At 66.1% G+C, this 5,775-nt stretch carries 7 protein-coding genes; 3 read left to right on the top strand and 4 right to left on the bottom strand.

From position 1 onward, the window contains the following. Window positions 1-1,259 (bottom strand): Clp protease N-terminal domain-containing protein (locus B3587_RS05775; RefSeq protein WP_292727084.1); only part of this gene is annotated, 1,259 nt, incomplete at its 3' end. Between the two features lie 291 nt (window positions 1,260-1,550). Between B3587_RS05775 and B3587_RS05770 the strand changes: the two genes are divergently transcribed. From B3587_RS05770 to B3587_RS05760, 3 genes are read left to right on the top strand one after another with little or no spacing between them, the layout of a single operon-like run. Continuing rightward, window positions 1,551-2,171, top strand: a complete 621-nt coding sequence (locus B3587_RS05770) for a hypothetical protein (protein WP_292727082.1) — start codon at window positions 1,551-1,553, stop codon at window positions 2,169-2,171. Window positions 2,172-2,199: 28 nt separating this feature from the next. Next, the gene (locus B3587_RS05765; protein WP_292727080.1) at window positions 2,200-2,943 is read left to right on the top strand and encodes a hypothetical protein; all 744 of its coding nucleotides are present in this window, start codon (window positions 2,200-2,202) and stop codon (window positions 2,941-2,943) included. Continuing rightward, on the top strand, window positions 2,940-3,185 hold the full coding sequence (locus tag B3587_RS05760; protein ID WP_228177469.1) for a helix-turn-helix domain-containing protein: 246 nt from the start codon (window positions 2,940-2,942) through the stop codon (window positions 3,183-3,185). The genes B3587_RS05765 and B3587_RS05760 overlap by 4 nt, the downstream gene beginning before the upstream one ends. Before the next feature lie 89 nt (window positions 3,186-3,274). Here the strand turns inward: B3587_RS05760 and B3587_RS05755 are convergent, their stop codons facing one another. From B3587_RS05755 to B3587_RS05745, 3 genes are all read right to left on the bottom strand, one after another. Then, the gene (locus B3587_RS05755) at window positions 3,275-4,165 is read right to left on the bottom strand and encodes a hypothetical protein (protein WP_292727078.1); all 891 of its coding nucleotides are present in this window, start codon (window positions 4,163-4,165) and stop codon (window positions 3,275-3,277) included. Between the two features lie 361 nt (window positions 4,166-4,526). After that, entirely contained in the window at window positions 4,527-5,225 is a 699-nt protein-coding gene (locus tag B3587_RS05750) for a hypothetical protein (protein WP_292727076.1), read from the bottom strand. A gap of 22 nt (window positions 5,226-5,247) precedes the next feature. Further along, window positions 5,248-5,775 (bottom strand): phospholipase D-like domain-containing protein (locus B3587_RS05745; protein WP_292727074.1); only part of this gene is annotated, 528 nt, incomplete at its 5' end.

Below are 5,775 nucleotides of genomic sequence, written 5' to 3'. Positions count from 1 at the left end.
GGCGGGCTCGACAGGATGCTCAGGCGCAGGCGCGCGCCGGCCTCATCGATCAGGTCGATCGCCTTGTCGGGCAGGAAGCGGTCGCTGACGTAGCGGTCGGCGAGGTTCGCGGCGGCGACGATCGCGCCATCCGTGATCTGCACCTTGTGGTGAGCCTCGTACCGGTCGCGCAGCCCCTTCAGGATGTTGATCGCGTGGGGCAGGCTCGGCTCGGCGACCTGGATCGGCTGGAAGCGGCGCTCGAGCGCAGCATCCTTCTCGAAGTGCTTGCGGTACTCGTCCAGGGTCGTGGCACCGATGGTCTGGAGCTCGCCACGCGCGAGCAGCGGCTTCAGAATGGATGCCGCGTCGATCGCACCTTCGGCGGCACCGGCACCGACGAGGGTGTGGATCTCGTCGATGAACACGATGATGTCGCCGCGGGTGCGGATCTCCTTGGTGACCTTCTTCAGGCGCTCTTCGAAGTCGCCGCGGTAGCGGGACCCGGCGATGAGCGAACCGAGGTCGAGCGAGTAGAGCTGCTTGTCCTTCAGCGTCTCGGGAACGTCACCCTTCACGATCGCCTGCGCGAGACCCTCGACGACGGCGGTCTTGCCGACGCCGGGCTCACCGATCAGCACGGGGTTGTTCTTGGAGCGACGCGAGAGGATCTGCATGACCCGCTCGATTTCCTTCTCGCGCCCGATGACGGGGTCGAGCTTGTTGTCGCGAGCAGCCTGGGTGAGGTTGCGACCGAACTGGTCGAGCACCTGCGATCCGCCCTGAGCTGTGCCCTGGGCCTGCTCGCCGGCGCCTGTGGCGACACCCGCGGGCTCCTTGCCCTGGTAGCCCGAGAGCAACTGGATGACCTGCTGGCGCACCTTGTTGAGGTCGGCGCCGAGCTTGACGAGCACCTGAGCGGCAACGCCCTCGCCCTCACGGATGAGGCCGAGCAGGATGTGCTCGGTGCCGATGTAGTTGTGGCCGAGCTGCAGCGCCTCGCGCAGCGACAGCTCAAGCACCTTCTTGGCGCGCGGTGTGAACGGAATGTGTCCCGTCGGCTGCTGTTGGCCCTGGCCGATGATGTCTTGCACCTGCTCGCGCACGGCATCGAGCGAAATGCCGAGCGACTCGAGCGCCTTGGCAGCAACGCCCTCACCCTCATGGATCAGACCCAGGAGGATGTGCTCGGTGCCGATGTAGTTGTGGTTGAGCATCTTCGCCTCTTCTTGGGCGAGCACAACCACGCGACGGGCACGGTCGGTGAATCTCTCGAACATCCGCTTACTCCTTCGGCCGGTGAGTCGCTGGATGCTGACCCACTGCTGGCGTCGTACATCGAGAGTAACGATCGGGCGCGCAGGGTATGCCGCTGTTCGCTGGGGGCATACCGGGGCGGACCTTTGACGGAACCTCTCGCTCGTTTGCCGCAACACGCCGCGGCCACCGCAGTCACACCGCAGATTGCGGCAAGCGAGTCGCCTACGTGCCTACCCCGCACCGCAGTTGACGGCTGGCGCGACCCGTCTTATCGTTTACCGATAACAACGATATTCGATAAGGAGTCGAGCATGGCAGTCTCTCCGGATGCAGTAGTCATGCCCGCGCGGCCCGATCGCATCACTATTCGCGTGATCGCCGTCATCACCGCGCTACTGGGCGTTGCCCTCGCAACCGCACAGGTTTCTCGCGCGGTGTGGATGCTCACCTCACCCGAGGTCACGGTGAATCTCCTGGCCAACGGGGCCACCCCAGTTGCCAGCGATGCTGCCGTGTCAGCATCCATCGACACGGTAGCGGTTACGACAGACCTCGTTGCATCTTCACGGGTTCTCTTCGCCGTCGGTGCGATCATGCTCGCCCTCACGGCGATCATCGTGGCGCTGGCGGTGACATGGCTCCTCTGGTCCATCTCCTCGGAGATGCGCTTTCCGGTCGCGCTGCACCGGTTCACGTTTGCGGCCGGATTCGCTCTCGTGCTGGGACCACTGATCGGCACCGCCGCGCAGGGCTTCGGCTCGATGGAGGCTGCCCATACGACCAACGATGCCCTCGGCGGCATCCTGCTTGTCGGGTTCGGGGTCGACGGTTGGGGGTTCGCCGTCCCCCTCGTCGGGTTCGCCGTCCTGGCTCTCGGCTACGTCTTCCAGGCGATGCGCAGGATGCAGCGCGACACCGAGGGCCTCGTATGAGTCGTGACGCAACCGAAGGACGTTTCTCGTGACCGTTGCGTGGACCGACCTGGGCGGCGCGCTCATTGTCGGCGCGGTAGGCGCGCTGAACATCGGCCTGGTCTTCGCCGCGCTGGTCTGGGATGCTCGGCGTCGACGGGTTGGCTCCGTCCTCCTCGATGTCACAGGAGCGGTTGCCCGTATCTGGGTAGCACTCGTGGTCGTGGGTGCCGTGTTCGGCTTGATCAGCCTCGTCGTTTCGCCGACGACGAGCATCACGGATGTTCCGATCACAACGGCATGGCCGAGCGCACTTCCCTGCCAGAGCTCGGGCGGGACGATGCCGAGCGCGACAGCGCTCTACTGCGGCACCATCGACTCTGCGTCGCTCCAGGTGGCAGGGCTCGGCGCCGATGTGAGGTCGCTCATCTTCGTTGGAGGCCTGCTCGCGTACGTCACCGCGGCAACGCCCGGCGTGCTCGTTTCCGTTCCGTGCCGCATCGCCGCCGCTGGCCGACCGTTCGCTCGACGCGCGCCACGGTGGCTCCTCACGTCAGCGGTTGTCGTTCTCATCGGGGGAACCGCGTCCGAGGTCCTTCTCTCGATCGCTCGTTACCTGACTTCGCACGAGGTAATTCCGGACGCGTCGTCTGGCGCGGCGATAACCGCACCCGTCACCTTCCAGCTCATCATCCCCATCTGGCCGATCGGATGTGCTCTCGGGCTCGCGGCTCTGGCCGTGATCTTCCGCTACGGTTCACGCATGCAGCGCGACACCGAGGGACTGGTGTGAGCCCCGCCGAAGCCGAGGACGACGGAGCGAGCGGGATCCACTGTCGTCTCGACGAGTTGCTCGCCGAACGCGGGATGACGCTCACCCGACTGTCCGAGCTTGTCGGCGTCTCGGTGGTGAATCTCTCAATCCTCAAGAACGATCGCGCTCGCGCCATCCGCTACTCGACTCTGTCGGCGATCTGCCACGCGCTGGATTGCGAAGTCGGCGACCTCCTCGTCCGTGCCGACGGATCGGACTAGGCATCCGCCCGCGCGCTAGTATCCGTTCGTTTGCCCCAAACCGTGCGCGGGCGCCGTCGCTCACGGCGTGTTGCGGCAAGTGAACAGGGTCAGTCGCGGGCAGCAAGGGCGAGACGGATACGGGTGAACAGCTCCTCGCGGTGGCGGTAGAGATCGTCCTTCGTGACCCTCACGATCCGCCAACCCCGTTCGACGAGCATCTCGTGGCGCCGAATGTCCCGCGCCCACTGCTCTGGGTCGCGGAGGTGATGCTCTCCCTCGTATTCGAAGCACACACCTGCGCCGGGGTAAGCGAGGTCGAGCAGAGCGAGTAGTCGATCCCCCTCCGCGACGGGCCAGTTGCACTCAGGCTCCAGCAACCCCGCCTCAACGAACGCGAGCCTGAGGTGTGTCTCGGGCCGAGATCTCGAGCGCGTACGAACCAGCGGGCGCGCTGCTCGCAACCGGTCCACCCCGAGCCGGCGGCCCGCCCCCAGAGCGCGGTCCAGATCCGCAACGGATGCCAGAGCTGCGGCATCCGTCTCCCACATCGGCTCGCGCACCGCGGCGTCGCCGACAGCGACGAGGTCTTCCAGCGCGAGCTCAGTGGCAAGTTCTGCCCACACCGCCGCGGGCGTCGATACCCTCAGGCCGGTCAGGGGATGGATGCTCACCTCAGCCAGATGCGGCGAGATCGACCGGCCCCGGATGCCGCGAGCTCGTCCCGCCCGCGCCGGGAGCCTGACCGCAACATCCAGGGGGCGCGCCATCGCAGCATCACCGCGACTTCGCGCGAGCAGGCCCTGCGGCGGCAGCGGCAGCCCCCACAGTACGGCGGCGGTGACGTGACTGAAGAACTCCTCCTCGCGCATCCGCCGGGAGTACTCGATGGCGCGCCGCACGATCGACTCTTCGCCGTCATCCGCTTCGACGTGGTCGACCGAACGCACACCGTGGAACGGACGGGAGAGGTCCTTCCGTCGCAGGCGGGAATCTGACATGCCGAAATGCCGTGCGGTAGCGACAGAAAACGGAGGCACGAGCCCATCGGGAAGCGGTGTCGCCTGCGGCATCCGTTCACGATTCCTCGCGCCCGCCTGCCCCAGCGTGTAAGAAACTCGACCGGGGAGAAGTCGCGCGGGTTACTGAGTGGGGAGGACCACTGTCAGGGCGCGGCTAACGCCTTCGTTTGCCGCAAACCGAGCCTCGGGGCCGTCGCCCACGGCGTGTTGCGGCAAGTGAACGGATGCCTCAGCCAGCGAGCACGGGTTCGTTTGCCGCAAACCGCATGGTGCCGAGTCGGCGCACGGCGTGTTGCGGCAAACGAACGGGGGAGGATGCGCCGGGCGGGCGAACGAGGCGTCAGTCGCTGGCGCCGTAGATCGTAATCGTCTGGTCGAAGGAGTCGCCGGTGAGCACGAGCTGCACGTCCTCGACGCCGGAGAGGCCGTCGGCGAAGGCGAAGTTCGTGCGCGGCGCCATGTCGGCGGTGCAGACCTGGTCGGCGGGCGGATCCTGGAACGTCACCGTCACTTCCGCCTCACCGGTGACTTCGCTCGATTCGACGACCGGCACGCAACCCGAGGAGCCCCAGGTCAGGATGACGAACTGGCCCTGCTGCTGGGTCCAGCCAGCTGTCGGCTCGTAGTCAGTTTCGCCGCCGGGGCCGGCTAGGCCGGACGCGCCCGCGAGCGTCACATCGCCGTAGTAGCCGGCCTCACTGGTGACCCAGATCTCCAGGTCTTGCGACGGGTCGACCCCGTTGGGCACGGTGACGAGCGTCGCGCGGGGAACGAGGTCGCGGGTGCACGCGGTGTCGGCATCCGGCTCCACCAGCTCGACGGCGAGCGCTCCGTCGGAGTTGATCTCCGCCGACTCCGCGGTGGGAACACAGGTACTCGAGCCGGATGTCACGACGGCGATGATCCGGCCGTCATCGAGCCACGCTGCCTCGACGTCGGTTTCTTGCCCCGCTGGCGCATCGGAGCCACTGAGGCACCCGGTGAGGCTGAGCGCGGCGGCGGAGCCGAGAACAACTGATGCAAGGATGCGGCGCTTCATGAGGCTCCTTGGGGCAACGCTGCTACTGGAGTGCAGAGGTGAGTCGGGCGAGGTTATCCAACACCGTGGACCTGAGTGGTTGCTTGAGCCACTCCTCAAGCGTGAGTTCGCGGCTGAGGGATCGGTACTCGGCCTCGACGCGGCGCATGTCGGCGACGAACTCCTCGCCACGCACCATCATCGAGATCTCCATGTTGAGGCCGAAGGAGCGCATGTCCATGTTGCTCGAGCCGATGACGGCGACCTCGTCATCGATCGTGAGGCTCTTCGAGTGCAGGATGAAGGGTCTCTTGTACATCCAGATCGTGACCCCGGCGCGAAGAAGGGCTTCGTAGTAGCTGCGCTGGGCGTGGTAGACCATCGCCTGGTCGCCCTCTTCGGAAACGAACAGTTCGACGTGGATGCCGCGTTGGCAGGCGGTGACGAGCGAGAGCAGCAGCGACTCTTCGGGAACGAAGTAGGGGCTGACGATGATGATCTTCTCGCGTGCCGCGAACAGCAGACCCATGAAGAGCTTCAGATTGTTCTGGTATTCGAACCCGGGACCGGA

It is taken from the genome of Microbacterium sp. UBA837 (assembly GCF_002296025.1).
Classification (GTDB): domain Bacteria; phylum Actinomycetota; class Actinomycetes; order Actinomycetales; family Microbacteriaceae; genus Microbacterium.
Note: the sequence above shows the minus strand (reverse complement) of the source record. Positions and strands in the feature narration are given on the sequence as shown.